The sequence below is a fragment of the Pseudomonas sp. JL23 genome, from assembly GCF_056933585.1.
The window spans coordinates 5727009-5753019 of the sequence record NZ_CM167795.1 but is presented as its reverse complement, the minus strand read 5'-3'; the positions used below and the strand labels follow the sequence as shown (position 1 = coordinate 5753019).

At 61.0% G+C, this 26011-nt stretch carries 30 protein-coding genes; 13 read left to right on the top strand and 17 right to left on the bottom strand.

Annotation, left to right across the window (positions count from 1 at the left end; all coding sequences use genetic code 11):
- The gene (locus AC1Z24_RS26525) at positions 1-1725 is read right to left on the bottom strand and encodes a tetratricopeptide repeat protein (RefSeq protein ID WP_483743358.1); all 1725 of its coding nucleotides are present in this window, start codon (positions 1723-1725) and stop codon (positions 1-3) included.
- 225 nt (positions 1726-1950) lie between these two features.
- Between AC1Z24_RS26525 and hemA the strand changes: the two genes are divergently transcribed.
- From hemA to AC1Z24_RS26495, 6 genes are all read left to right on the top strand, one after another.
- Positions 1951-3228 (top strand): glutamyl-tRNA reductase, encoded by a 1278-nt coding sequence (gene hemA / locus AC1Z24_RS26520; protein WP_483743357.1) that lies wholly within the window; start codon positions 1951-1953, stop codon positions 3226-3228.
- Positions 3225-4307 (top strand): peptide chain release factor 1, encoded by a 1083-nt coding sequence (prfA, locus tag AC1Z24_RS26515; protein ID WP_259107103.1) that lies wholly within the window; start codon positions 3225-3227, stop codon positions 4305-4307. The genes hemA and prfA overlap by 4 nt, the downstream gene beginning before the upstream one ends.
- Positions 4308-5141, top strand: coding sequence for a peptide chain release factor N(5)-glutamine methyltransferase (gene prmC / locus AC1Z24_RS26510; protein WP_483743356.1), 834 nt, complete (start codon positions 4308-4310; stop codon positions 5139-5141).
- Positions 5135-5914: a molybdopterin-synthase adenylyltransferase MoeB gene (locus AC1Z24_RS26505; RefSeq protein ID WP_483743355.1), complete on the top strand. Its 780-nt coding sequence runs from the start codon at positions 5135-5137 to the stop codon at positions 5912-5914. Before prmC ends, AC1Z24_RS26505 begins: the two co-directional genes overlap by 7 nt.
- The gene (gene murI, locus AC1Z24_RS26500; RefSeq protein ID WP_483743354.1) at positions 5898-6698 is read left to right on the top strand and encodes a glutamate racemase; all 801 of its coding nucleotides are present in this window, start codon (positions 5898-5900) and stop codon (positions 6696-6698) included. The genes AC1Z24_RS26505 and murI overlap by 17 nt, the downstream gene beginning before the upstream one ends.
- Before the next feature lie 123 nt (positions 6699-6821).
- Positions 6822-7340 (top strand): acyloxyacyl hydrolase, encoded by a 519-nt coding sequence (locus AC1Z24_RS26495; protein ID WP_259107111.1) that lies wholly within the window; start codon positions 6822-6824, stop codon positions 7338-7340.
- 113 nt (positions 7341-7453) lie between these two features.
- Here AC1Z24_RS26495 and AC1Z24_RS26490 read toward each other — a convergent pair whose 3' ends face one another.
- The 12 genes from AC1Z24_RS26490 to AC1Z24_RS26435 form a co-directional block, all read right to left on the bottom strand.
- Positions 7454-7768: a YkgJ family cysteine cluster protein gene (locus AC1Z24_RS26490; RefSeq protein WP_483743353.1), complete on the bottom strand. Its 315-nt coding sequence runs from the start codon at positions 7766-7768 to the stop codon at positions 7454-7456.
- A gap of 26 nt (positions 7769-7794) precedes the next feature.
- Positions 7795-8328: a DUF2878 domain-containing protein gene (locus AC1Z24_RS26485; RefSeq protein ID WP_483743352.1), complete on the bottom strand. Its 534-nt coding sequence runs from the start codon at positions 8326-8328 to the stop codon at positions 7795-7797.
- On the bottom strand, positions 8321-9589 hold the full coding sequence (locus tag AC1Z24_RS26480; RefSeq protein WP_483743351.1) for a class I SAM-dependent methyltransferase: 1269 nt from the start codon (positions 9587-9589) through the stop codon (positions 8321-8323). Before AC1Z24_RS26480 ends, AC1Z24_RS26485 begins: the two co-directional genes overlap by 8 nt.
- A complete protein-coding gene (locus tag AC1Z24_RS26475) occupies positions 9576-10376 on the bottom strand; it encodes a DUF1365 domain-containing protein (protein ID WP_483743350.1) in 801 nt (266 codons plus the stop codon). The genes AC1Z24_RS26480 and AC1Z24_RS26475 overlap by 14 nt, the downstream gene beginning before the upstream one ends.
- Positions 10373-11620: an NAD(P)/FAD-dependent oxidoreductase gene (locus tag AC1Z24_RS26470; protein WP_483743349.1), complete on the bottom strand. Its 1248-nt coding sequence runs from the start codon at positions 11618-11620 to the stop codon at positions 10373-10375. Before AC1Z24_RS26470 ends, AC1Z24_RS26475 begins: the two co-directional genes overlap by 4 nt.
- Entirely contained in the window at positions 11617-12405 is a 789-nt protein-coding gene (locus AC1Z24_RS26465; RefSeq protein WP_483743348.1) for an SDR family NAD(P)-dependent oxidoreductase, read from the bottom strand. The genes AC1Z24_RS26470 and AC1Z24_RS26465 overlap by 4 nt, the downstream gene beginning before the upstream one ends.
- On the bottom strand, positions 12402-12824 hold the full coding sequence (locus AC1Z24_RS26460; RefSeq protein ID WP_483743347.1) for a nuclear transport factor 2 family protein: 423 nt from the start codon (positions 12822-12824) through the stop codon (positions 12402-12404). Before AC1Z24_RS26460 ends, AC1Z24_RS26465 begins: the two co-directional genes overlap by 4 nt.
- On the bottom strand, positions 12817-14265 hold the full coding sequence (gene phrB, locus AC1Z24_RS26455; protein ID WP_483743346.1) for a deoxyribodipyrimidine photo-lyase: 1449 nt from the start codon (positions 14263-14265) through the stop codon (positions 12817-12819). Before phrB ends, AC1Z24_RS26460 begins: the two co-directional genes overlap by 8 nt.
- Before the next feature lie 16 nt (positions 14266-14281).
- The gene (locus AC1Z24_RS26450) at positions 14282-15196 is read right to left on the bottom strand and encodes a MerR family transcriptional regulator (RefSeq protein ID WP_483743345.1); all 915 of its coding nucleotides are present in this window, start codon (positions 15194-15196) and stop codon (positions 14282-14284) included.
- A gap of 3 nt (positions 15197-15199) precedes the next feature.
- Positions 15200-16159, bottom strand: a complete 960-nt coding sequence (locus AC1Z24_RS26445; RefSeq protein ID WP_483746721.1) for a YbgA family protein — start codon at positions 16157-16159, stop codon at positions 15200-15202.
- Between the two features lie 167 nt (positions 16160-16326).
- Positions 16327-16542, bottom strand: a complete 216-nt coding sequence (locus AC1Z24_RS26440; protein WP_483743344.1) for a TIGR02450 family Trp-rich protein — start codon at positions 16540-16542, stop codon at positions 16327-16329.
- On the bottom strand, positions 16539-17525 hold the full coding sequence (locus AC1Z24_RS26435; protein ID WP_483743343.1) for an NAD(P)/FAD-dependent oxidoreductase: 987 nt from the start codon (positions 17523-17525) through the stop codon (positions 16539-16541). The genes AC1Z24_RS26440 and AC1Z24_RS26435 overlap by 4 nt, the downstream gene beginning before the upstream one ends.
- A gap of 301 nt (positions 17526-17826) precedes the next feature.
- On the opposite strand from AC1Z24_RS26435, the gene AC1Z24_RS26430 reads away from it, so the two are divergent.
- Both AC1Z24_RS26430 and hemH read left to right on the top strand, forming a co-directional pair.
- Positions 17827-18729, top strand: a complete 903-nt coding sequence (locus AC1Z24_RS26430; protein ID WP_483743342.1) for a TIGR01777 family oxidoreductase — start codon at positions 17827-17829, stop codon at positions 18727-18729.
- Between the two features lie 13 nt (positions 18730-18742).
- Entirely contained in the window at positions 18743-19768 is a 1026-nt protein-coding gene (hemH, locus tag AC1Z24_RS26425) for a ferrochelatase (protein ID WP_483743341.1), read from the top strand.
- 131 nt (positions 19769-19899) lie between these two features.
- Here the strand turns inward: hemH and upp are convergent, their stop codons facing one another.
- On the bottom strand, positions 19900-20535 hold the full coding sequence (gene upp / locus AC1Z24_RS26420) for a uracil phosphoribosyltransferase (RefSeq protein WP_259107155.1): 636 nt from the start codon (positions 20533-20535) through the stop codon (positions 19900-19902).
- A 204-nt stretch (positions 20536-20739) separates the two neighbouring features.
- Between upp and AC1Z24_RS26415 the strand changes: the two genes are divergently transcribed.
- The 3 genes from AC1Z24_RS26415 (at position 20740) to AC1Z24_RS26405 (ending at position 22198) form a co-directional block, all read left to right on the top strand.
- Complete coding sequence (locus tag AC1Z24_RS26415) at positions 20740-21297, top strand: hypoxanthine-guanine phosphoribosyltransferase (RefSeq protein WP_259107157.1); 558 nt, start codon at positions 20740-20742, stop codon at positions 21295-21297.
- A gap of 52 nt (positions 21298-21349) precedes the next feature.
- Positions 21350-21844 (top strand): hypothetical protein, encoded by a 495-nt coding sequence (locus AC1Z24_RS26410; protein ID WP_483743340.1) that lies wholly within the window; start codon positions 21350-21352, stop codon positions 21842-21844.
- A 66-nt stretch (positions 21845-21910) separates the two neighbouring features.
- Positions 21911-22198 carry a PA4642 family protein gene (locus AC1Z24_RS26405; RefSeq protein ID WP_483743339.1) on the top strand — a complete coding sequence of 96 codons (288 nt, stop codon included), beginning with the start codon at positions 21911-21913 and terminating at the stop codon, positions 22196-22198.
- 162 nt (positions 22199-22360) lie between these two features.
- On the opposite strand, the gene mqo is transcribed toward AC1Z24_RS26405, so the two are convergent.
- The gene (gene mqo / locus AC1Z24_RS26400) at positions 22361-23869 is read right to left on the bottom strand and encodes a malate dehydrogenase (quinone) (protein WP_483743338.1); all 1509 of its coding nucleotides are present in this window, start codon (positions 23867-23869) and stop codon (positions 22361-22363) included.
- 116 nt (positions 23870-23985) lie between these two features.
- Here mqo and AC1Z24_RS26395 point away from each other — a divergent pair, with 116 nt between their 5' ends.
- On the top strand, positions 23986-24198 hold the full coding sequence (locus tag AC1Z24_RS26395; protein WP_483743337.1) for a hypothetical protein: 213 nt from the start codon (positions 23986-23988) through the stop codon (positions 24196-24198).
- A 400-nt stretch (positions 24199-24598) separates the two neighbouring features.
- Here the strand turns inward: AC1Z24_RS26395 and AC1Z24_RS26390 are convergent, their stop codons facing one another.
- Positions 24599-24829 carry a hypothetical protein gene (locus AC1Z24_RS26390; protein ID WP_483743336.1) on the bottom strand — a complete coding sequence of 77 codons (231 nt, stop codon included), beginning with the start codon at positions 24827-24829 and terminating at the stop codon, positions 24599-24601.
- 188 nt (positions 24830-25017) lie between these two features.
- Here AC1Z24_RS26390 and AC1Z24_RS26385 point away from each other — a divergent pair, with 188 nt between their 5' ends.
- Positions 25018-25602 (top strand): YajG family lipoprotein, encoded by a 585-nt coding sequence (locus AC1Z24_RS26385; RefSeq protein WP_259107172.1) that lies wholly within the window; start codon positions 25018-25020, stop codon positions 25600-25602.
- A gap of 153 nt (positions 25603-25755) precedes the next feature.
- On the opposite strand, the gene AC1Z24_RS26380 is transcribed toward AC1Z24_RS26385, so the two are convergent.
- Positions 25756-25962 (bottom strand): hypothetical protein, encoded by a 207-nt coding sequence (locus tag AC1Z24_RS26380; protein ID WP_259107175.1) that lies wholly within the window; start codon positions 25960-25962, stop codon positions 25756-25758.
- Positions 25963-26011 lie beyond the last annotated feature (49 nt).

The following is a 26011-nucleotide window of genomic DNA, read 5'->3' as shown; positions in this document are numbered from 1 at the left end:
TCAGAGGGTCTCGGAGCCGGTCAGGCGCTTGATGGTGCTGCGCAGGACGGGGCTGTCAGGTTGTTGTTCGAGGGCCTTGCTCCACACCTTGCGGGCTTCGCGTTGCTCGCCTTTGGTCCACAGGACTTCACCCAGGTGCGCGGCGACTTCGTGGTCCGGGAAGCGTTCCAGGGCTTGGCGCAGCAGGCGTTCGGCTTCGTCGAGATTGCCCAGGCGATAGTTGACCCAGCCCAGGCTGTCGAGCACCGCCGGATCTTCCGGGTTGAGGTCGTGGGCCTTCTGGATCAGTTCCTTGGCTTCGGCATAGCGTGTCGTGCGGTCGGACAGGGTGTAGCCCAGGGCGTTGAGGGCCATGGCGTTTTCCGGCTCGCGTTTGAGAATCGCCCGCAGGTCTTTCTCGGTTTGGGTCAGGTCATCGCGTTTTTCCGCGAGCATGGCACGGGTGTAAAGCAGGTTCAGGTCGTCAGGGTACTGCTTGAGCGCGGTGTTGAGCGTCTGCCAGCCACGTTCGCCCTGATTGTTGTTGACCTGGGTTTCGGCCTCGATCAGGTACAGCTGGATCGCATAATCAGGGTTGGCTTCACGGGCTTCGGCCAGGCGCTTGGACGCTTCGGCAGCACTGCCGTTGCTCATCAGGATATCGCTCTGGCGCAGTTGCGCTGGCAGATAGTCACTGCCGGGGCCGACCTGGGCATATTCACCCAGCGCCTGCTGCGGATCGTTGCGCTCTTCGTAGATGCGCCCCAGGTTCAGGTGCGCCGAATCGACGTGGGCCCCGCGCTCGACCAGTTCCTGCAGGTAGCCGGCCGCTTCGTCCCAGGCCTTGGCTTCCAGGCAGACGAGTGCCAGGGAAAAGCGCAGTTCATCATCATCAGGGAACTGCTGAACCAGATTGGAGAACTGGGTCTTGGCGTCTTCCATGCGATTCTGTTCGACCAGCGCGCGGGCGTAACTCAGGCGCAGGCGCTTGTCGTCCGGGTATTTCTTGATGCTTTTTTCCAGCAGCGGCAGCGCTTCCTTGCCGCGGTCCAGGCCTTGCAGCAGGCGGGCGTGGAGCAGGATCGGCGCAACTTCACCCGGCTTGGGCGGGTTGTCTTCGAGCAGCTTGAGGGCTTTGTCGGCATCGCCGTTCTGTTGCAGCAACAGCGCCTTGCCGAAGATCAACTGGCCGTTTTTCGGGTATTTGCCCAACAGGCGATCGAAACTGGTGAGCAGGCCGTTGCGGGTATTGGAATCGGTTTCCGCCGCCGACAGGGCGAGGAAGTCGAAATGGGTGTCGCCCTGACCTTGCAGGACCCTTTCCATATACAGCATCGAGTCGTCGTAGCGACCGGCGCGGGCCAGTTGAATGGCGGCCACGCGCTGGGCTTCGAGGTTGTCCGGGTCATTGCGCGACCAGATCAGCGCGGTATCCAGGGCGGCCTGATCGGCTCCCAGGTATTCGGCGATACGGTAGGCGCGCTCGGAAACACCAGGGTCCTGAGTCTTGATTGCCTGGGTGACGTAGTTGTCCAGGGCCAGGTCGAAGCGATTGCGCTGGCCTGCCAGCTCCGCGCTCAACAGGCTGACCAGAGTCTCCTGGGTGAACGAGCCATACACCTGCGGCTTGGCGGCGGGCGCAGGCGGCGCGTCTTGCTGCGCCGGAACGGATGGCGAATCGGCGGCCATGTTCTGGCAGCCGCCAAGAAGGGCAAGGGCGAGGAATAACGCGGAGGATCTATTCATATATAAGAAGGGACGACTTACCTGCGGTTTGAGCATCATGACACAAGGCTGGGAGCAAACCCACAGCCGCTTGGAAAACTACGGGATAGCCATTTGTAGCCCATCTGCAGGGCAAAATGATGGCATTTCCCGGTCCGTTCTATAGGGACAATAGTCAGCGGTAGTTGTTCTGAACCTTTTGAAGTAGGACAATTGTCGGCTTCACGTCACCATCAGCGACCTTGAATGGCCTTCCTTGCACTTGGTATCAACCATAAGACTGCCTCGGTAGACGTCCGCGAGCGCGTGGCATTTACGCCAGAGCAGCTGGTTGAAGCGTTGCAGCAGCTCTGCCGGATCACCGACAGCCGCGAAGCCGCGATCCTTTCGACCTGCAATCGCAGCGAGCTGTACATCGAACATGATCAGCTCGAAGCCGACGCTATCCTCGCGTGGCTGGCCCATTATCACCATTTGAACCTTGAAGAACTGCGCGCCAGTGCTTATGTGCACGAGAACGATGCGGCAGTTCGTCACATGATGCGCGTGGCCTCGGGGCTCGATTCTCTGGTGCTGGGCGAGCCGCAGATTCTCGGCCAGATGAAATCGGCCTACGCTGTGGCGCGGGAGGCCGGCACGGTCGGCCCGCTGCTGGGGCGGCTGTTTCAGGCGACATTCAATGCGGCCAAGCAGGTGCGCACCGATACGGCCATCGGTGAAAACCCGGTGTCCGTGGCGTTTGCCGCCGTCAGTCTGGCCAAGCAGATTTTCAGCGACCTGCAACGCAGCCAGGCGCTGTTGATTGGCGCCGGCGAGACCATCACCCTGGTCGCGCGCCACTTGCATGACCTGGGGGTCAAGCGCATCGTGGTGGCCAACCGGACCCTGGAGCGTGCCAGTCTGCTGGCTGCCGAGTTTGGTGCCCACGCCGTGTTGCTCTCGGATATCCCGGCCGAACTGGTCAACAGCGACATCGTGATCAGCTCCACCGCCAGTCAGTTGCCGATCCTGGGCAAGGGTGCGGTGGAAAGTGCGCTCAAACTGCGCAAACACAAACCGATCTTCATGGTCGATATTGCCGTGCCCCGGGACATTGAACCGGAAGTCGGCGAGCTCGATGACGTCTACCTTTACAGCGTCGATGACCTGCATGAGGTGGTCGCCGAAAACCTCAAGAGCCGCCAGGGCGCGGCTCAGGCCGCCGAAGAGATGGTCAGCATCGGCGCCGACGAGTTCATGTCGCGCTTGCGTGAACTGGCCGCCGTCGACGTACTGCGCGCCTATCGCCAGCAAAGCGAACGCCTGCGCGACGAGGAGCTGGCCAAGGCCCAACGCTCCCTGGCCAACGGCGGCAATGCTGAAGAAGTACTGGCGCAACTGGCCCGTGGCCTGACCAATAAACTGCTGCATGCCCCCAGCGTACAGTTGAAGAAACTGTCTGCCGAAGGTCGCTTCGACGCGCTGGCCATGGCCCAGGAATTATTTGCCCTCAATGAGGGCTCGACGGATAAAACCCCGCAATGAAAGCTTCACTGCTCAATAAGCTGGATGTGCTCAGCGACCGTTTCGAGGAACTGACCGCGTTGCTCGGCGACGGCGAAGTCATTTCCGACCAGACCAGGTTCCGCGCCTATTCCCGTGAATACGCCGAAGTCGAGCCGGTTATCGAGGCTTACCGTCAGCTGCTCAAGGTGCAGTCGGACCTCGAAGGCGCCCAGGCGCTGCTCAAGGACAACGACCCCGACATGCGCGAAATGGCGGTCGAGGAAGTGCGCGAGGCCAAGGAACAACTGGTCGAACTGGAAAGCAATCTGCAACGCATGCTGCTGCCCAAGGACCCTAACGACGGACGCAACGTGTTCCTCGAAATCCGTGCCGGTACCGGCGGTGACGAGGCGGCGATTTTCTCCGGCGACCTGTTCCGCATGTACTCGCGTTATGCCGAGCGGCGTGGCTGGCGGGTGGAAGTGCTGTCGGAAAACGAAGGCGAGCATGGCGGCTTCAAGGAAGTCATTGCCCGGGTCGAAGGCGAGAATGTCTACGGCAAGCTCAAGTTCGAATCCGGCGCCCACCGTGTGCAGCGCGTGCCGGAAACCGAATCCCAGGGCCGTATCCATACCTCGGCCTGTACCGTGGCCGTGTTGCCCGAGCCCGATGAACAGCAGGCCATCGAGATCAACCCGGCGGATTTGCGCGTCGATACCTATCGTTCGTCCGGTGCCGGCGGTCAGCACGTCAACAAAACCGACTCGGCGATCCGCATTACCCACTTGCCGTCGGGTATTGTCGTCGAGTGCCAGGAAGAGCGTTCCCAGCACAAGAACCGTGCGCGGGCCATGTCCTGGCTGTCGGCCAAGCTCAACGATCAGCAGACCAGCGCCGCTGCCAACGCCATTGCCAGCGAGCGCAAGCTGCTGGTCGGCTCGGGGGATCGCTCCGAGCGCATTCGTACCTATAACTTCCCTCAAGGGCGAGTCACGGATCACCGCGTCAACCTCACTTTGTATTCGCTGGATGAAGTTCTGGCCGGTGGGGTCGATGCAGTGATAGAACCGTTGCTCGCTGAATATCAGGCTGACCAACTTGCGGCTCTGGGTGAGTAAATGACCATCATTGCCAGTTTGTTAAGAAATGCCGAACTCCCCGATTCGCCGACCGCGCGTCTGGATGCCGAACTGTTGCTGGCCGCTGCCCTGGGCAAGCCGCGCAGCTTCCTGCACACATGGCCTGAGCGCATCGTCAGCACCGAGGCGGCGCAGACCTTCGCCGATTACCTCAAGCGCCGCCTGACCGGCGAGCCGGTGGCTTATATCCTCGGCCAGCAGGGCTTCTGGAAGCTGGATCTGGATGTGGCACCCCACACCCTGATCCCGCGTCCCGAGACCGAAATGCTGGTCGAAGCCGCGCTGGAACTGGTGCCGGGTTTCGCTACGGTGTCCTTGCTCGACCTGGGCACCGGCAGCGGCGCCATTGCCCTGGCCCTGGCCAACGAGCGGCCGGTGTGGAACGTCACGGCGGTGGACCGCGTGCCCGAAGCTGTGGCCTTGGCCGAACGCAACCGCAAGCGCCTGCATCTGGATAACGTCGCGGTGCTGGAAAGCCAGTGGTTCAGTGCCCTGGAAGGCCAGCGCTTCGACCTGATCATCAGCAACCCGCCGTATATCGCCAGCAGCGATCCGCATCTGGCCGAAGGCGATGTGCGTTTCGAGCCGAGCAGCGCTTTGGTTGCGGGCACTGATGGCCTTGACGACCTGCGGCAAATCATCGCCCAGGCGCCGCAGCACCTGAACAGCGATGGCTGGCTGTTGCTCGAGCATGGTTACGATCAGGGCGCCGCCGTGCGCGAGCTGTTGGTCCAGCATGGTTTCGAGCGGGTCAAAACCCGACGTGACCTGGGCGATCACGAGCGTATTACCTTCGGGCACCTGCCGTGCTGACAGACGCCGAACTGCTGCGCTACAGCCGCCAGATTCTGCTGCAACACATCGATATCGACGGTCAGTTGCGTCTCAAGCAGGGGCGCGCGCTGATCATCGGCATGGGCGGCCTGGGTTCGCCCGTGGCGCTGTACCTGGCCGCAGCCGGAGTGGGTGAGCTGCACCTGGCCGACTTCGATACGGTGGACCTGACCAATCTGCAACGACAGATCCTCCACGACAGCCATAGCGTCGGCCAGGCCAAGGTCGATTCGGCCATGGTCCGGCTCAGTGCGATCAATCCAGACATCACCCTGGTGCCCCATCGCACGGCGCTGGATGCCGACTCCCTGGCCGCTGCAGTGGCTGCGGTAGATGTGGTGCTCGATTGCTCGGACAACTTCGGCACTCGCGAAGCGGTGAATGCCGCCTGCGTCGCAGCGTGCAAACCACTGGTCAGTGGCGCGGCGATTCGCCTGGAAGGGCAATTGTCGGTATTCGACCCGCGCCGCGAAGACAGCCCCTGCTATCACTGCCTGTATGGGCATGGCAGCGAAGCCGAGCTGACCTGCAGCGAGGCTGGCGTGGTCGGCCCGCTGGTGGGGCTGGTCGGCAGCCTGCAAGCGCTCGAAGCCCTGAAACTGTTGGCGGGCTTCGGTGAAACCCTGGTCGGGCGGCTGCTGCTGATTGATGCCCTGACCACCCGTTTCCGTGAACTGAAAGTGCGCCGCGACCCGCAATGCAGCGTCTGCCAGGCCATTCATCATCAGGGCAGCCATGACCAAAACCAGTGATGCCCCGGTCGCCGTGTTCGATTCCGGTGTCGGCGGCCTGTCGGTACTGGGTGAGATCAACCGCCTGCTGCCCAATGAATCACTGCTGTACGTTGCCGATTGCGGACACATTCCCTACGGCGAAAAAAGCCCCGAGTTCATTCGCCAGCGTTGCGCGCTCATCGCCGAATTCTTCCATCAGCAACGCGCCAAGGCGTTGGTCATCGCCTGCAATACCGCGACCGTGGCCGCTGCCGCCGAATTGCGCCTGCGTTATCCCGATTGGCCGTTGGTGGCGATGGAGCCTGCGGTCAAGCCGGCCGCAGCGGCGACCCGCAGTGGCGTGGTCGGCGTGCTGGCCACTACCGGCACTCTGAAAAGTGCCAGGTTCGCCGCCTTGCTCGACCGTTTCGCCACCGATGTAAAGGTAGTGACCCAGCCCTGCCCCGGTCTGGTCGAACTGATCGAGACGGGCGATGTACAGAGCCCGCCCATTCGCCAGTTGTTGCAAAGCTACGTAGAACCATTACTGGCCGAGGGTTGCGACACCATCATTCTCGGTTGTACCCATTACCCCTTCCTCAAACCACTTTTGCGACAAATGGTGCCGGACTCGATCAGCCTGATCGACACTGGCGGCGCCGTCGCCCGACAACTTCAGCGCCTGCTGCAACAGCAGGATTTACTTGCCCAGGGCCCGGCACGTGAAACACTATTCTGGAGCAGCGGCGATACCGACGCATTCAGAAAAATTCTTCCGGCGCTATGGAAAAGCACCGACTCTGTGCGAAGCTTTGATCTGTAAGTAATCTGTTACAAATCCGTTTACCGATTGAACTATTCGGTGACAGCGGATTTCTACAGTCGTCTGCAAGACTGTTTCAAAAAAATAATCGTGATAGTGCGTTCAGAACATAGGATGTTTCCGATGAAGCGACTGTTTTGTTTGGCTGCGATTGCGGCTGCGTGTGTGGGACAAAGTGCACTGGCATTGGCCGATGGGGTGGAGTTTTCCGTAGGCGCCACCGGCCAGTCGGACATGACTTATCGGCTGGGTGTGCAGCTCGATTGGGACAAGAGCTGGATGCAGAGCGACGTAGGGCGCCTGACCGGCTACTGGAGTGGCGCCTATACCTATTGGGATGGCGACAAACGCTCCAGTGTCAGCAGTCTGTCGTTCTCTCCGGTACTGGTCTACGAGTTCGCCGGTGACCGGATCAAACCGTATATCGAGGCAGGCATCGGGGTCGCTGTATTCTCCAATGACCGTATCGAAGACAAGGAACTGGGCACGGCTTTCAACTTCGAAGACCGCATTGGTTTCGGCCTGCGTTTCGCCGGGGGTCATGAAGTCGGCATTCGCGCCACGCATTATTCCAACGCCGGTATCAAAGAGCCTAATGACGGTATCGAAAGCTATGCCGTGCACTACACCATGCCGTTCTGATGTTTACTGTAAGGAACAGAGAGTGGCTGTCTGTTAGCTGTCTGTAATCAATGCTTCATGAATATGTGTGTCCGGACTGTTGGGTGAGTCCGGGCAAGCATGTTCATGAGCAACTAAACATATGCCGAGGCGATGCCCTGGCGTTCATTCATACACTCATCTGACCCCGTCTCGAACTCGCGGCAGATCAATGGCCGCCGGTCATAGATCGTGCACAGCATGCTGTCGCGATCCAGCGCCGCACACCAGCCGTCGTCCAGACGCAGCATCACTTCGCCGCCCCAGTCATCGACATCGATAAAGCGTTCGGGCACGCCGGTGTCGGTGATCAGCATCACTTCAAGCTGGCAGCAGCAGGCCGCACAGGTCGAGCAGGTGACGGCAGGCTCTGTGGCAACGGGCAAAAGGGGGATGAGGGTCGTGGTCATAGCGGCGCAGTGTAGGGCATGACGGCTCAGCCGTGGTGACGATCGAATGACTGCGCCGACGGGGTGTTGCGCAAGTACCGGGCCAGCCAGTGCAACGCTGGAAATACGCAGGCCCAGATCAGCCCCAGCAGGATCAGGCTCGGCCACAGCCCCAGCGGCAACTGCACCCCTGCCAGGCGGGCGCCGGCAAAATAAGACAGCGGGCCGCCGATGGCGCCGCACAGACTCGCCCGCCACCAGGGCATGGCACTCCAGGCCAGGCAATGATTTAGGGTGATCGCCAGCAAAGCCCACATCAGCATCAGCCAGAGCGGGATCAGTGGTCCGCCGGGCGGAAATTGAAAGACGTCGAGCATGGTCAGGCTGCTGTCGAGCAGGGTACCGAGAGCGGTGACCCAAATCAGCAGCTTGCCTTCCCTTGCCCACGAGCCGACCCACACCAGGTGCAGCAACACGATGGCCCCGGCCAGCAACAGCCAGTAGCTGTCGCCGCCCAAGGCACAGGTGAACCAACCCGCCTGGAACAAGGCAGCGTTGACCAGCACCGGCTGTCTACGCATCAAAGCGCCCCAGCAGCGGTTGCGGCACGGCAGCCGGTTTGGCCAGCAAGAGTTGCGCGGTGCCGATGGTGCGTTCCAGAAACCCGCCTTCGCAGTAGCACAGGTAGAACTCCCACAGACGCAGGAAGTAGTCGTCGTAGCCCAACTCGGTCAGCGAGCCGTGGGCGCGGCGGAAGTTGTCGTGCCACAGGCGCAGGGTGCGGGCGTAGTGCAGGCCGAAATCTTCCATGTGCAGCAGGTTCATGTCGGTGTCGCGGCCAACGATTTCCAGCATCTTCTGCACCGAAGGCAAGGCGCCGCCGGGGAAGATATAACGCTGGATGAAATCGACACTGCGCCGCGCCTGTTCATAGCGCTGCTCGCGAATGGTGATGGCCTGTAACAGCATCAGGCCGTCGCTCTTGAGCAGGCGGGCGCATTGCTGGAAGTAGGTGGGCAGGAACTGATGGCCCACGGCTTCGATCATTTCGATGGACACCAGCTTGTCGTACTGGCCCTGCAGGTCGCGGTAATCCTCCAGCAACAGGGTGACCCGGTCGGTCAGGCCCAGGGTTTCCAGGCGCTGGGCGGTGTAGGCGAATTGTTCCTTGGACAGGGTGGTGGTGGTCACCCGACAGCCATAGTGCTGCGCCGCATAGATCGCCATGCTGCCCCAACCGGTGCCGATTTCCAGCAAGTGGTCGCTGTGGGTCAGGGCCAGCTTCTGGCAGATACGCTCCAGCTTGTTCAACTGGGCCTGTTCCAGGGTGTCGTCCTTGCCCTGGAACTGAGCGGCGGAGTACATCATGGTCGGGTCGAGGAACTGCTCGAACAGGTCGTTGCCCAGGTCGTAGTGCGCCGAAATGTTCTTCTGCGAACCCTTGCGGGTATTGCGATTGAGCCAGTGCAGGGCCTGGATGAAGGGGCGACCCAGGCGGGCCAGGCCACCTTCCAGAGCATCCAGCACATCCAGATTGCTGACGAACACACGAACCACCGCCGTCAGGTCCGGCGAGGTCCAGTAGCCATGAATAAAGGCTTCCCCCGCGCCAATCGAACCGTTGCCCGCGACCATGCCCCACAGCGCCGGGTCAACAATGGTGATTTCACCCTGCACCGTCGCACCGGCCTGGCCGAAGACGTAACGCTCTTCGCCTTCGTTGATCACCAATAATCCACTGCGCAGGTTGGCCAGTTGGCGCAGGACCCCACGGCGCAGGAGGTTGGCAGTGAGGCCGTTGGCGCTCAGGCTGCTCGAAAAACTGCTGCTAGGGTTTTTCATGGCGTCGATCCTTGGGTTGCACGTGCGCAATACGAAAGGCGCCGTCGGCGGCCTGATGGGAAAAAATCGGTATGCGCTTGAGCAGCAGGCGCAGGGCCTGCCAGTAGATGGCCAGTGCGGTCTTGGCGGTCATCCACGGGTAGGCGAACAGATAGCGGTGCAGCGTGGTTCGAGTCAGCGGCTGGCGTTCGAGATTGAGCGTGGCATCGAACATCTTCAGCTCGCCCTGCCAGTCAGCCATATGCACGCCCAGACGCGCGGCGGGCTGGCTGAAGCTCATGCGGTATTCCAGGTCCCGGGGCAGGAACGGCGAGACATGAAAAGCCTTGGCCACCGCGAAGTGTTGATGACCGTCGCCGTTGGCGGGCAATACGTAGTGATAGCGCTCGCGCCACGGCGTATTGGTGACTTCGCAAAGCACTGCAGCCAGTTCGCCATCGGCGTCAAAGCAGTAGAAGAAACTCACCGGATTGAACGACAGACCCCAGCTGCGCACCTGGGTCAGCAGACAGACCTTGCCCTGTGGCGTATGGCCCAAGGCCGTGGCGACACGGGCACGCACGGCATCGAGCAGGCTCGCGCCGCTCTTGGTCAGCTCGGGCAGATAGTCGCTTTCGCGAAAGGAAAAGGGCGCAAAGCGGCGGCTGCCAGCCAGGGGCGACAGGCCGAGCACGCTGTCCTGTTCGCTCAGATCCAGGTACAGCATGCCGATGCGGTAGGTGAATTGATGGGCCTTGGGCGAGAAGCGCCGATGGCTGATCCAGCCATGGTACAGGGCGCTGTTCACAGGTGTTCCCCGAAGGCACTGGCAACGCGCAAGGCACTGACGACGCCATCTTCATGAAAGCCGTTGGCCCAGTAGGCACCGCAAAAATAGCTGTGCTGCATACCATGCAGCTCTTCCCAGCGTGCCTGTGCGGCAACGGCGGCCAGGCTGTATTGCGGATGGGCGTAGCGGTAGCGGGCGAGAATCTTCTGCGGGTCAATGGCGGCGGTCTGGTTCAGGCTGACGCAGAACGTGGTGTCGCTGGCGATGCCCTGCAGGATGTTCATGTCATAGGTCACGGCGGCCAGTTGTTGGCCGCTGCCGCCCAGGCGATAGTTCCAGCTCGCCCAGGCCAACGGGCGTTTGGGCAGCAGGCGGGTGTCGGTGTGCAGGACGACGTCGTTGTCGGCGTAGGGCAGGGCACCGAGAATCTCGCGCTCGGTCGTCGACGGCTCGGTGAGCATCGCCAGGGCCTGGTCGCTGTGACAGGCAAATACCACTTTGTCGAAGCGCTCACTGCCATGGGCGCTATGGATCAGCACGCCAGCGGCATCGCGCTCGACCCGTTGAACCGGGCAGTTCAGACGGATGTGCTCGGCGAACTCGCGGGTCAGTGGCTCGATATAACGGCTTGAACCACCGCTGATGACCTGCCACTGCGGCCGATGATTGACCGACAGCAGGCCGTGATTTTTGAAGAAACGCACGAAGAACTGCAATGGGAAACCGAGCATGTCGGCCAGGGACATGGACCAGATCGCCGCTCCCATGGGCACGATGTAGTGCTCGATGAAACGCCTGCCGTAGCCGCCGTTGTCCAGGTATTGGCCCAAGGTTGTGTCGTCGGCGATACGCTGGTTTTGCAGGTCGTCGATGGCTTCACGGTTGAAGCGCATGATGTCGCGCAGCATGCCCCAGAAACGCGGCGACAGCAGGTTGCTGCGCTGAGCGAACAGGCTGTTGAGGTTATTGCCGTTGTACTCGGTGCCGGTCGCCGGGTCGCTCACCGAAAAACTCATCTCGGTGGCTTTGAAATCGACCTTCAATTGTTTCAGCAGGCGGATGAAGTTGGGGTAGGTCCAGTCGTTGAACACGATGAAACCCGTGTCGATCGAGTAAGTCCGATCAGCCACCGTCACGTCGACGGTATGGGTATGGCCGCCCACCCAGTCGGCCGCCTCGAACACCGTGATGTCGTGTTTGCGCGCCAGCAGGTAGGCAGTGGTCAGGCCGGCGATACCACTGCCGATGATGGCGACCTTCATTGCGCGTCCTTGTGGCTGTGTTCGTTACGCGCCATGCGTTTGCCCAAGGCCAGTTGCAGGCGCAGCGGTAGCAGGGCCAACAGACGCATGGCCATGATAAACGGGCCGGGGAAGGCGATTTCCAGCGGACGACGCGGGCGTTGAATACGCGAGGCGATATAGCGCGCAGCCCTGAGCGCCGGCCAGCGCATGGGCATGGCGAAATCGTTCTGTTCGGTCAGGGGCGTGTCGACGAAGCCGGGCGTGACCACGGTGACGTCGATGCCTTCTTCGGCGATATCGATGCGCAGCGAATCGAACAGGTAACGCAAGCCCGCTTTCGAGGCACCATAGGCTTCGGAGCGGGGCAGGGGCAGGAGAGTGACGGCACTGACCACGCCGACCAGATGCGGACGATGGCCCAGGCGCAGCAGGGGCAAGGCTTCCTGGATGCAGTAGCTGGTGGCGATCAGGTTGGTGCGTACCACACGCTCGACCATGGCGGCATCGAACTGCCGGGCGTCGATGTATTCACAGGTGCCGGCATTGAGGATCGCCATGTCCAGCGCGCCCCAGACGGCGGCAATACGATCGCAGATTGCACAGATTTGCGTGGCGTCGTTGATATCGCCTGCGGCGACCATGACCTGCTTGGGAAAGCGTTTGTACAAGGCCTCCAGCGGCGCAACCTTGCGCGCGGTGACGGCGACGTGATGACCGGCAAGCAGCAACTCTTCGGCCAGGGCCAGGCCGATGCCACTGCTGGCACCGGTCAGCCAGATACGCAGATGATCGGGATGGCTCATGACAATCTCCTTTTCAACCAGCCGATGGCCTGCCCCATCACTGGCAGGTGTTCGTAGAGCAAGGCCCCGGCATCGAAGTAGTCGCGGTGCCGATAAACCTTGTCGCGCCACGCCAGGTACGAGCAGCCTTCAACGTGCAGGATGCGGCCCTTGTTCAGGCGTGGATGGGCGTAATGCATGGTCCAGCGCAGATAGCCTTCGCCTTCGCGGACCTGATCGAAACCGTGAAAGTCGAAACGCAGCTCGCTGACCTGGCTGTACAGCTCGGCGAAATAGCGGCGCATCGCCGCAAGTCCCTGGACTTCATGGAGCGGATCGGTGAAACGCACGTCGTCGCTGTACAGCTCACCGAGGCGGTCAAGATGGTCCTTGTCCAGGGCGGCGAAGCCTTGGGCGAAACGCTGCAGAAAGTCACTCATAAGCGGGCTCGAGGGCCGATTGGCGACCGGGTAACGCCTTGAATGCAGCCAGGGCGCGGGCGCGGCTGGCACCCAGGTCGACAATGGGCGCCGGGTAGCCGTTGGGGGCGAACAAGCCGCCCGCAGCGTTCGGGTTGTGCACTTCTTTTTTGTTCAAGTCGGCCAGTTCAGGCAGCCAGTACTTGATGAAGCGTCCGTCCGGGTCGAACTTCTGTGACTGCGCCAGCGGATTGAAGATGCGGAAATACGGCGCCGAATCGGTGCCGGTGGATGAACTCCACTGCCAACCGCCGTTATTGGCTGCCAGGTCGCCATCAATCAGGTGACGCATGAAAAAGCGTTCGCCTTCGCGCCAGTCCAGCAGCAGGTTCTTGGTCACGAACATGGCCACGACCATGCGCAGACGGTTATGCATCCACCCGGTGTCGAGCAATTGGCGCATGGCCGCGTCGATGATCGGAAGGCCCGTGCGGGCCTCTTGCCAGGCGGCGAGGTCGTCGGCAGATTTGCGCCACTTCAACGCCTCGGTTTCCGGGCGGAAAGCGCGATGGCGCGAGACGCGTGGGTAGCCGACCAGAATGTGTTTGTAGAACTCGCGCCAGAGCAGCTCGTTGATCCAGGTCACGCTGCCGGTGTTGCCGGTTTCGAACTCGCCGTTGTTGCTGCTCAAGGCCGCATGCAGGCACTGGCGCGGCGACAGCACACCGCTGGCCAGGTAGGGCGATAGCTGGCTGGTGCCGGGTTTGGCCGGGAAGTCGCGTTGCAGTTGATAGTCCTGAATGCGCTCATCGCTGAAACGCTCCAGACGCTGCCGCGCTTCTTCTTCCCCCGCTGGCCAGAGTGCTTGCAGGCTGGCCGACGGAGTGGCAAAGCCTTCGACCCGGGTCGGTGGCACATCGCTCTTGATCGACAGCGGCGCCTGCGCCTTGGGCGTGCGTACCGGCCGGGGCATGCTTTCGTAGAGACGCGAATAGCAGACCTTGCGGAACTGGCTGAAGACCTGGAAGTAACTGTCGTTGCGGGTCAGTACGCTGCCAGGCTGGAACAGCAGTTGGTCCAGATAGTGATGAAAGCCGACGCCAGCGTTTTCCAGTGCGCGGGCCATGGCCTGATCACGTCGGGTTTCGTTGATACCGTACTCGTCGTTGGCATGCACGGCTTCGATGCGGTGCTCACGGCACACTTGCAGCAACATTTCGGGCGCCAGGTCCCAGGTATCGGCATGACGGATCAGCAAGGGAACGTTCAGTGCAGCCAGGTCTTTCTCCAGCGCCAACAGATTGCGCAGCCAGAAATCCACCTTGCTGGCGGCGTCATCGTGTTGCAGCCATTGGCCGGGACTGAGCAGATACAGAGCCACGGTCGGGCCGTGTTCCATGGCCGCCGTCAGGGCTGTGTTGTCGTGAGTGCGCAGGTCGCTGCGTAACCAGAGCAATTGCATATTCAGTCCTTGGCTTTCAAATAAGGCCGAGCCGCTGGAGAGCGGACTGGGCGGTCAAGGGGTCTTCGGCGAGCGTCAAACCCTCGATCTCGTTAGCTGATACGGATAAGTCAGCCGAATGGATGCAGACCGTTGGTCCGGCCAGCAATCGCGGGCAGGAAATCGTGGCCAGTAGCCTGGGGAGCTGAGCCAGATTTACCGGCTTGCGCGAATACAGCAGTACCCCGCGCGCCTTCAGGCGTTCGACGGCCATGGCCAGCTCGCCCACGGCCAGAGGCCAGTCGAAGACTTCCACCGGGCAGTCGGCCGAGCTGACCAGCCAGGCGGTGAGCCACAGATGCGGCTCCATGGCCAGGTCGGAGTGGTTGACCAGCAGCAGGGGCGCGCCGCTGATCTGGCGATTGTTGTGATAGATCCGGGCGCCGAGCTTGCTGCGCAGCCAGGAATAGAAGAACACCTGCTCCAGTTGCGCGCCGAGCTGACCCTGCCAGCGTTGTTCCAGCTCGCTGAGCAGTGGCTGAAGCAATTGCTCGCAGAGGGTACGGGGCGGGTACAGCGACATGGCCTGGTTGAAGATATTGTCCAGATGCCGTTCGGCCAGGTCATGAATGGCGGCCATCAGGTTCTGACGCAAGGCTTGCCAGTCGTTGCCGGGGACCGCACTGACCGGCTGGCGGCTGTCGAGCAGATGCTTGACCTGGCTGACCGGCACGCCGCGATTGAGCCAGGTGAGGATGTTCAGCACGCGCTGCACATGCTCTTGCGAGTACAGGCGATGGCCCTTGGGCGTGCGGTGCGGAACGATCAGGCCATAGCGCCGTTCCCAGGCCCGCAGCGTGACGGCGTTGACGCCGGTCTGTCGGGCGATTTCACGAATCGGCAACCAATCGGGCTGCGCGCCTTCGAGCGCGCTGTCGGGTAATTCATTCATGATTTAGATCGCATTGCGCAGGCTGAGGTTTTCCGGGTGCGGCTGCATGTAAACCTGGAGCGCGACGTACGGATCGGGGTGTTGGCGAAAATGATGCTTGAGCAGGGTCAGGGGCACGATGAGGGGCACGATGCCCAGGTGATACTGGCTGATCAGTTGCTGGAGCTCCTGCTTGTCGGCGCTGCTCAAGGTCTGCTTGAGATAGCCGCTCAGGTGTTGCAGAACATTGGTATGGGTGCCGCGGGTGGCGCATTTTTTCAGTGCGGCCATCAGTTCGCTGAAATAGCGCGGGGCCAGTTCATCGATATCATCGTGCTTGCCCATGCTGCCCAGCAGGGCGCCGAGCACCTTGTATTGCACCGGGTTGCTGGCCATCAACTGGTATTTGTAGCGGGCGTGGAAGTCGGTCAGGCTTCGACGGTTGATGCCTGCCGCGCAAAGCGCTTGCCAGGCGGCGTAGGCAAAAACCCGGGTGATGAAGTTCTCGCGCAGGACCGGGTCATTGAGTCGACCGTCTTCCTCTACCGGTAGGTTGGGGTGGCGGGCGCAGAACGCCTTGGCGTAGATCCCCGTACCGCCGCCATCCACCGGCGCGCCGTTTTCCCGGTAAACCTTGACCCGCTCCAGCCCACACGACGGCGATTTCTGCATGAAGATGTAACCGCAGATGTCGCCGAGCTCGACGGCCATCTGCTCGCCGTAAGCGGCCAGTTCCTTCGTAACATTCAGGTCGGTGCTGACCGTGCCCACCGCCTGCGGCTGCTCGGCATCGCCGACCAGGCGAATGGTTTCGCGGGGGATGCCCAGGCCGATGGCAACTTCCGGGCAGGCGGTAACGAATTCAAAGTATTCGCTCAGGACTTGGGTACACAGCTGGGATTGTTTGTGCCCGCCGTTATAGCGCACCTCGGCGCCCATAAGGCAGGCGCTGATACCGAGCTTTGGCTTGTTGACGACGGGCACGAACATGGCAGCCTCTAGACAATACTTGTACGCAGGACTTCCCGTGTACAACTTCTGCTCATCATAGGGCTGAAGTTATACAAGTCAAATTTTATGTATAGGTATTGGTCAGCGGCGTCGGTTATGAGCACCACATTTCAATGCGGATAATTAATAGGGAGGGAATGTTACTGCCAGCCCATCCGCCAACACCCGGCATCCTGCAAGGACTGCCAGGGCAGGCGTTCGCTGCGGTGGGTGAGCACGGCCTGGAGTTCGATCTCCAGTACCGTGCCTTCTTCGTCGCGGAACAGTTCGGTGACCAGAAAATGTTTTTCCCGGTTGCGCGGTTGTGCTGCCGTCCACTTGGACAGCAGCAATTTGCGCGGATTGATTTGATTCATTGCAAATGCTCGAGCAGGCGTCGCGCCGCTTCCTGGCCGCTGAGCCAGGCGCCTTCGACCCGGCCTGACAGGCACCAGTCGCCACAGACATAAATGCCCAGATCGGCGTCGGACAATGCGCCCCACTCGTGGGCGCCAGCCGGGCGGGCGTACAGCCAGCGGTGGGCCAGGCTGAATGCCGGGGCGGGCATGGCGCAGCCGATCAGCTCGGCGAAGGCGCCATGCAGGTGCTCGATCACCTCTTCCCGGGACATGTCTAGATGCTCGCGGCTCCATTGGCTGGTGGCATGCAGCACCCAGGTGTCGACGCTTTCATTGCGCTCCGGCTTGCTGCGGTTGCGCGCCAGCCAGTCGATCGGGCTGTCCCGAACGAAGCAGCCTTCCAGCGGTGTTTGCAGCGGGGTGTCGAAGGCCAGGGCGACGGCCCAGGTCGGTTCCATCTTCACGCCGGCGACCACGCCGGCCAGCTTGGGGGCTGCGGCCAGCAGCGTGGTGGCCTGAGGTGCGGGCGTGGCAACCACGACATGACTGAAAGGACCATGGCTTTTGCCTTCGCTGTCGGTCAGGTGCCAGTGTTCTTCGCCGCGAAAGACTTCGCTGATACGGCAGGAGAAGGTCACCGGCAGATCGCCAAGCATGGCGCGGGTAATGGCGCTCATGCGCGGTTTGCCGACCCACCGCACCTGCTCGTCGGGCGAAGGGCTGAGCTGGCCGTTATGGGCGTTATAGAGTTGCGGCGCCCACTCGGCGACGAAGCCGTTGGCTCGCCATTGGTTGACGACATTGACGAAACGGCGGTCGCGGGCGGTGAAGTATTGCGCGCCCATGTCCAGCGCACCGGCTTCACTGCGCTTGCTCGACATGCGCCCGCCGCTGCCGCGGCTTTTGTCGAAAAGATGAACGGCATGCCCGGCAGCGTGCAGCGCCTGGGCAGCGGAGAGTCCGGCGATGCCGGTACCGATGATTGCGATAGGTACAGTCATAGGGGCCTCGTTACCTTGTCTGCACAGAGTACGCCGTAGTTAAAACCTGTACAAATCTGTTTTTTGGTATAAGTTGTCGCGTATTCAAAAAGCACAGAATCCTGGCTTTGGGCTCGTACGGCGCGAGCGCTATTCTGATCCCTGGGTGCAAACGGTCAACTCTGCGAACGGATAGTCAACCGTCGATGTCTTTGATTCATGGCTCGGGGTCGTTGATGATCGGCTGCATTTTGCGCTCATCAGCGCTACCTTGAAAAATAGACTACCGAAGTGCCATGAACGCCACGCAAGGACACCTGCCATGCATATATTGCTGACCGGCGGTACGGGATTGATAGGACGCGAACTGTGTCGTCACTGGCACGCCCAAGGGCATCAACTGACCGTGTTGAGCCGTAGCCCCCATGAGGTCGCCGCGTTGTGCGGGCCACAGGTGCTCGGTGTTGCGCGACTGGAAGACATTGGCGAGCAACCGGTGGATGCTGTGATCAACCTGGCGGGCGCGCCGGTGGCTGCCCGGCCCTGGACGAGCAAGCGCAAGACCTTTGTCTGGGACAGCCGCATCGGCCTGACCGAGCGTCTGCTGGCCTGGCTACAGGCGCGCGAGCAAAAGCCCCGGGTGCTGATCTCAGGTTCCGCAGTGGGCTATTACGGCGACTGCGGCGAGCGGGAAATCGATGAGCAATCCCTGCCGGTCATCCCGGACTACGCCAGCCAGTTATGCGGCGCCTGGGAAGAAACCGCCCTGCGTGCCGAAGCCATGGGTATCCGCGTGATTTGTTTGCGCACAGGCCTGGTGATGTCGTCCAAGGGCGGCTTTCTGCAACAGATGCTGCCGCCGTTCAAGGTCGGCCTGGGCGCGCGCCTGGGCAATGGTCGGCAGTGGATGCCATGGATTCATATCGCCGATCAAATCGCGGCGATTGATTTTCTGTTAAACCTGCCGGATGCCCGAGGTCCGTATAATGTCTGCGCGCCATCACCGGTGCGCAATCAGATGTTTACCAAGACCCTGGCCAAGGTGTTGCGCCGTCCGACCTTCATGATCATGCCGGCGGCGGTGCTGAAAGTGCTGCTGGGCGAGATGTCGGTGCTGTTGCTGGGTGGCCAGCGCGCACGACCGGCACGCCTGCAGGCGGCGGGCTTTACCTTTCGTTATCTCGATTTGACTGCGGCCTTGAGTGATGTGACAGGCCGCCACTGAAATAGGACGTTGCATGACCGATCACGCGCTGTTGCTGGTCAACCTGGGTTCGCCGGCTTCCACCAACGTGGCCGATGTGCGCCGCTATCTCAATCAGTTCCTGATGGACCCTTATGTCATCGATCTGCCATGGCCGGTGCGGCGTCTGCTGGTTTCGCTGATCCTGATCAAGCGGCCGGAGCAGTCGGCTCACGCCTATGCCTCGATCTGGTGGGACGAGGGCTCGCCGCTGGTGGTGCTCAGCCAGCGCTTGCAGGAGCAGATGCGCAAGCAGTGGAGCCACGGCCCGGTAGAACTGGCGATGCGCTACGGCGAGCCGTCCATTGCAACCGTGCTGACCCGCCTGGCTGCCCAAGGCATCAAGAAAGTCACTCTGGCGCCGCTCTATCCGCAGTTCGCCGATAGCACCGTGACCACTGTGGTTGAAGAAGCCAGGCGGGTGGTCAAGGCCCAGGGTCTGAACATGCAGTTCTCGCTGTTGCAGCCGTTCTACGATCAACCCGAATACCTCGACGCCCTGGTAGAGAGCGCCCGCGCTCATCTGCAGCAACCCCACGACCATTTGCTGTTGAGTTTTCACGGTCTGCCGGAGCGGCATCTGCATAAGCTCGACCCTACTGGTCAGCACTGTTTCAAGGGCAGTGAATGCTGTCAGAACGCACCTGCCGAAGTGCTCGCGACCTGCTACCGCGCCCAATGCCTGCGCTCGGCGGCGGAATTCGCCAAGCGCCTGGGCCTGGCTGACGGGGCCTGGTCGGTGTCGTTCCAGTCGCGGCTGGGGCGGGCCAAATGGATCGAACCCTACACCGAGGCACGTCTGGAAGAGTTGGCCCGGCAGGGCGTAAAGAAGATTCTGGTGATGTGTCCGGCGTTCGTCGCCGACTGCATCGAGACGCTGGAAGAAATCGGCGACCGTGGCGCGCAAACTTTCCGCGAGGCCGGGGGCGAGGAGTTGGTGCTGATTCCATGCCTCAACGACGACCCGAACTGGGCAGCGGCGTTGAACCGGATGTGTGAGCGGGCGCCGGTGATGCTCTAAGGGCGTCGCAACTCTTCTTGTGGGACCGGCTTTAGCCGGGAAGACGCATGTACAAGCGATACGTTTCTATCGCCTGATCTAACGTCTTCCCGGCTAAAGCCGGTCCCACGCTCGCTCTTGACCGGAACTTATCAATCCTTTTGCTTGGTCCCGAAAATCTTGTCCCCGGCATCGCCCAGGCCCGGCATGATGTAGCCCTGTTCGTTGAGGCGATCATCGATGGAAGCGGTGTAGATCATCACGTCCGGGTGTGCCTTCTCCACGGTGGCGATGCCTTCCGGGGCGGCGACCAGGACCATGGCGCGGATTTCCTTGCAACCGGCTTTCTTCAGCAGGTCGATGGCCGAGACCATGGAGTTGCCGGTGGCCAGCATCGGGTCGATGATCATCGCCAGGCGCTCGTTGATCTCGGGCACCAGTTTTTCCAGGTAGGTATGGGCCTGCAGGGTTTCTTCGTTGCGGGCCAGGCCCACGGCGCTGACCTTGGCGCCCGGAATCAGGCTGAGCACGCCGTCGAGCATGCCGATACCGGCGCGCAGGATCGGCACTACGGTAATCTTCTTGCCGGCGATCTTCTCGACCTGCACGGTCCCGGCCCAGCCCTGGATTTCGTAGCTTTCCAGGGGCAGATCGGCGGTGGCTTCATACGTCAGCAAGGCGCCGACCTCTTGCGCCAATTCACGAAAATTCTTGGTGCTGATATCGGCACGGCGCATGAGGCCGAGCTTGTGGCGGATCAGCGGGTGGCGGATCTCACGGATGGGCATAGGAAAAGCTCCGGCGTCAGGCAAAAAACGGCCTAGATTAATCTATTCGCTTGTTACTGTCTTACTACAGATAGGGCGATGTCTTACTGCAAGGAAGGCTGTGTACTACTTCTGAAGCAACGTTAGTCCATAATCACTTGCCCTGGCCCGAGCGGATGCGTACCTTTGCCCGCTTTTCTTACACTGCCCCCTCTGGAGAGCCTCATGTCTGCCGATCTCGAGCATATCCGTCAAATCATGCGCGAGGCTGACTGCCTGTATAACGAAGCCGAAGTCGAAGCGGCCATTGCCCGTGTCGGCGCTCAGATCAATGCCGAACTGGCCGAACGCAACCCGGTGGTGTTCTGTGTGATGAACGGCGGTCTGATTTTCGCAGGCAAGCTGCTGACTCATCTGAACTTCCCCCTGGAAGCGTCTTACCTGCACGCCACCCGCTATCGCAACGAAACCAGCGGCGGCGAGCTGTTCTGGAAGGCCAAGCCGGAAGTGTCGTTTATCGACCGCGACGTGCTGATCATCGATGACATTCTCGACGAAGGGCACACCCTGGGCGCGATCATCGACTTCTGCCGCCATGCCGGTGCCCGCGCCGTGCACACCGCCGTGCTGATCGACAAGGACCATGACCGCAAGGCGCGTCCGGACCTGAAAGCCGATTTCGTCGGCCTGCCGTGCATCGACCGCTACATCTTCGGTTACGGCATGGACTACAAGGGCTACTGGCGCAACGCGGCGGGTATCTACGCCGTCAAGGGCCTCTAAGTCCCCCGACATCCCGTGCTAAAGTGCCAGCCACTTTTCACGGGATGCCGACATGAAGTCATTGCTTTGTCGCCGTACCGCAGCCCTCTTGCTGTTGTGCAGCCTGCCTCTGGTTACACCTGCCTTTGCCGAACCCATGCACGCGCAATACCTGCCGCCCGATGACCTGGCGGTCCGCGAAGGCGAGCCCGAGCAACAGCAACTGTTGCAGATCACCGAGTATTCGGTGGTAGTGGGCAGTCAGCGGCAATCCAATCAGCAGCCGATTCCGGTCACGTCGCCTCTGGTGCTGCGCCTAAAGGGCAAGCCGATGAACAAGGGCGCGACCATCAGCGAGGTGCTGATCCACTTCGATGGCGAAAGCAAAAGCCTGAAAAAGCCCACCTTTGATCCGGCGACCCGCGTCCTGACCCTCTATTACCCGCCCACGCAATACCGGGTGTTGGTGGACCTGTTGCGCAACGAGAAGGTCTATTGCCAGTTCCTCAGCTACGCCAATGGCCATGTCTGGGCCGATATCCATACCACGGCCTTACGTGCGCGTTGAGCCGCAGGACGGGCCGGGGGTAAACTGCCCGGCCGTGAAAGTGTCTGCGACCAGTTGGAGTCTGCAATGCGTAAAGATAAGAAGCAGTTGATTGGGGACGAGATCGGCGACGCGCAGATCAAATTGTTCCTCGATTTCGAGCCGGCCGATGCCACATCGCCGTCGCTGCACAAGTTGATCAAGGCTTACCGTGGCCTGCGCGTCGGTGACTTCGAGCGTTTCCTGGTGTTCTTCAAGGAAGCTGGTTTCGACCTGGACGGCACCGATGAGCACGGCAATACCTTCGTTGCCTTGATCAAGGATCAGCGTAACGCCGAGGAATACATCGAGTTGATCGATCAGGCACGCGGCTGATAATCCGGTGCTATAAAAAAACGCCCCGCCTGTTACCAGTCGGGGCGTTTTTTATGTTGAGTCAAATGCAACGCAGCTATTTGAATCGGTGCAAGAACCGTGGGACCGGCTTTAGCCGGGAAGGCGCCTTCCCGGCTAAAGCCGGTCCCACAGAGTTACGCGTCAGGCGATGTTTTCCGCCGCAGGGCTTTTCTCGACCAGTTCCAGCAGCTCGTTGTTCTCGGTATTGATGCGGTTGTACAACTGCGCATCGGTTTCCAGGATCTTTTCCCGAGCCGGGAAGATCTCGTTGAGCTTGGCAGCCCATTCACCGCGAGCCTTCTCAGGGAAGCAGCGCTCGATCAGTTCCAGCATGATCGACACGGTCACCGAAGCACCCGGCGAAGCGCCGAGCAGAGCGGCGAGGCTGCCGTCCTTGGCCGAAACCAGCTCGGTGCCGAACTGCAGCACGCCGCCTTTCTTCGCGTCTTTCTTGATGATCTGCACGCGTTGGCCGGCCACTTCCAGGCGCCAGTCTTCGGCCTTGGCTTCAGGGTAGAAGCGGCGCAGGGATTCCAGACGCTGCTCCATGGACTGCATCACTTCGCTGACCAGGTATTTGGTCAGGTCCATGTTGTCCCGGGCCACGGCCAGCATCGGGCCGATGTTCGCGGCGCGTACCGACAGTGGCAGGTCGAGGAACGAGCCGTGCTTGAGGAACTTGGTGGTAAAACCGGCGTATGGCCCGAACAGCAGGGATTTCTTGCCGTCGACCACGCGGGTGTCCAGGTGCGGCACGGACATCGGCGGCGAACCCACGGCAGCCTGGCTGTAAACCTTGGCCTGATGGCGCTTGACCACTTCCGGGTTATCGCAACGCAGCCACTGGCCGCTGACCGGGAAGCCGCCGAAGCCCTTGCTCTCTTCGATACCGGACATCTGCAGCAGCGGCAGGGCCGCGCCACCGGCGCCGAGGAAGACGAATTTGGCGTCGATTTCGCGCGTACCGCCGCTGTTGACGTCCTTGATGCTGACGCTCCAGCCGTCGCCTTTACGGCTCAGGCCGGTCACGCGCTTGCTGTACTTGACCTGGGCATCCGGGGTGCTGACCAAGTGCTTGAGCAACTGATTGGTCAGGTTGCCGAAGTTGACATCGGTGCCGTGCTCCACGCGAGTGGCGGCCAAGGCTTGATTCGGGTCGCGCCCCGGCATCATCAACGGCATCCATTCGGCCATCTTGCTCTTGTCTTCGGTGTATTCCATCGAAGAGAAGGCGTGATGCTTGTGCAGGGCTTCGAAGCGCGCCTTGAGGAAGGCCACGCCTTTGTCGCCCTCGACGTAGCTCAGGTGCGGCACCGGGCTGATGAAGGACTTCGACGAGCCGAAGGTGCTCTTGCGAGTCAGGTACGCCCAGAACTGTTTCGACACTTCGAACTGGGTATTGATGTGGATCGCTTTCTTGATGTCGATGGAACCGTCGGCGGCCTGGGGCGTGTAGTTCAGCTCACACAGCCCGGCATGCCCGGTCCCGGCGTTGTTCCACGGGTTGGAACTCTCCGCCGCACCCGAATCCATCAGCTCAACGACTTCCAGCTTGAGGCTGGGGTCGAGCTCTTTGAGCAGCACCGCGAGGGTAGCACTCATGATGCCGGCCCCGACCAGTACCACGTCGACTGCTTCGTTATGCGCCATTAACGTGTCTCCAAAATCTGCAACCCAATTGACGGCAAGCGATCCCTAGGTCAGTGGCCGGGGAGGGCGGGGCGTTGTTCATAGTGGGCCCCAGGTGCACCCTGGCCAGGATCAGCATGTCCGATTCTTCGCAATTCTTTGCATCGCCACCGCAGGCCGCTACCAGGCTCGAACAGGCATCAAATCAGGTCGGCATGAACGCATTTTTCCGACCCGCAAGCCATTCGACCATGGTCAAGGCATCCGGTTGTGCAATCCATCTCGTTACCGTTTCAGGCCTCGCTGATGGAGACTGCGCAGTGAGCAATCCTCAAGGTGGTTGGTTCTGATGTTAATGGTGCTTTGACACACGCATACCTATTCATTGCTTGCCACACTCTTGTGAAGTTGTGAAAACCCGTTTTTTCACGCTCTTTTGGAAACGTGAACCTCAAACCTCAAAAAGGGCTGCGCGATGGCAGCTCTGGCAGCTCAGTGTTCAGTCTGGTGTGAGGGCGGCAGGTGGGAAAAGGTTCGAAGAAATTCGAGCGATTGCACACCGAACAGCGACTACACCGGCCTGGACATGACCTGTGTGGGCGGCTCTCTGTGGGCGATACGGAGGTGCTAATACCGGGATTAGCGGTGCTGCGAGGCCCGATCAGGAGACGTCCTTATAATCGGGGGGAGATTATAGCGATGAAACGCCTGAAATTGATCGAAATAAAATGACTTTTGTTCGCTGATCGGTCAGGCCGTGAGCAAAGGACGCCGGCGGGACCGCGCGGGTGCTCGAACGACGCGGGCTGTAGCGGGCAGTGGCTGGTTCAGCCAGCACAGGCGCAACTCGTTTATTTCCACCCAGTCATGGCCAGCGGGCGGCTTGATGCAATGCTTGAATGCTCGGCAGATACCGTCCTGATCTACCCGTGCATAGTGGCGATGCTGGCGAAAACTGAACAAAGACCAGAGGAAGTCCATGGTCCGGCTCCTTTTGTGTGAGTACATCAAGCATCTCAGGCGCAAGTGACATGGCAGTGACGTGCCCATGACATCTGTGTGGCTGAACCATTGCGCTCGCATAACGGTCCCATTTTCAACTGGTGAGTCGCGGTTTGACGCCGCTATACTGCGGCACATTCGGAGTTACCCCCATGGAGAAATTGAGCATGCTGCGTCGCTTTTTGTTTGGTTTGCTTGCTGTAGGCACCTTGACCTTGGTCGGTTGCGCCAACAGCCCGCAACAACTCAGCCCGCAACCCAAACTGAACAGCCAGTTGGCCCCTGTCGGCCGCGGCCAGCCGGTTGTGGTGCGCGTGGTCGACGGTCGTCCGAGCCCGACCCTGGGCACGCGTGGCGGCCTCTACCCGGAGACCAGTGCGGTGACCGTCCAGGCCAACGACCTGCTGCCCAAGCTGCAGGCCCAGGCCGAAGCCGCCGTGCGCCTGTTGGGCTTCACCCCGACCGGCAGCGCCGGTAACGCGCCACAGCTGACAGTGACCCTGGCCGACCTGAAATATCAGTCGCCCAAGGAAGGCATGTACGTGACCGAGGCCACCATCAGCTCGACCTTCCGTGCCGATATCCAGAACAACGGTCGCAGCTACAGCGGGCGCTACGCGGCGTCCCTGAACCAGCGCTTCGGCATGGCGCCGAACCAGGACACCAATACCAAGCTGGTCAGCGATGTGTTGAGCGATGCCCTGACCCGCCTGTTCCAGGACCCGAGCGTCGGCCAGAACCTGGCTAACTGACAGCCGTTACAAAGAAGCCCGGTCCTCACTATGAGGGCCGGGCTTTTTTTGTGGGACCGGCTTTAGCCGGGAAGGCGTCATTCCCTGTTAAGGAAATTTGGCGGATGTACCGATCCTTTCCCGGCTAAAGCCGGTCCCACCCTGGATTCACATTCAGGCGGCTTGCTGATAGAAATCGAGAAAACTGAATCCAGTCTCTTGATCCATCTCCGGCAGGTCGTGATGCTGATGGCCGCCGATGGCGCAGTACACCAGCCAATGACGATCCTGAATATTGAAGGAGAGGGCGTCGACCAGCGCCTGCTGTTCATCGCTGGGGGCGATCAGGTAGAGGCGGTCCTGGTTGGTTGCATGCAGCATCGGGAACTCCGGAAAGTCAGGTGCATCCTTGAGGATCGATACCGTGCCC